General features: G+C 54.2%; 1 rRNA gene. It reads left to right on the forward strand.

Annotation, left to right across the window (positions count from 1 at the left end):
* Nucleotides 1–301, forward strand: a 16S ribosomal RNA gene (locus FNN08_RS16260); the annotation flags it as partial.

Genomic DNA, 301 nt, shown 5'->3' on the forward strand with positions numbered 1-301 from the left:
CTGGGACTGAGACACGGCCCAGACTCCTACGGGAGGCAGCAGTGGGGAATATTGCACAATGGGCGAAAGCCTGATGCAGCCATGCCGCGTGTGTGAAGAAGGCCTTCGGGTTGTAAAGCACTTTCAGTTGTGAGGAAAGGGATGTAGTTAATAACTGCATTCTGTGACGTTAGCAACAGAAGAAGCACCGGCTAACTCCGTGCCAGCAGCCGCGGTAATACGGAGGGTGCGAGCGTTAATCGGAATTACTGGGCGTAAAGCGTGCGTAGGCGGTTTGTTAAGCAAGATGTGAAAGCCCCGG

The organism is Thalassomonas sp. M1454 (assembly GCF_007097525.1).
In the GTDB taxonomy this organism is placed as follows: domain Bacteria; phylum Pseudomonadota; class Gammaproteobacteria; order Enterobacterales; family Alteromonadaceae; genus Thalassotalea_A.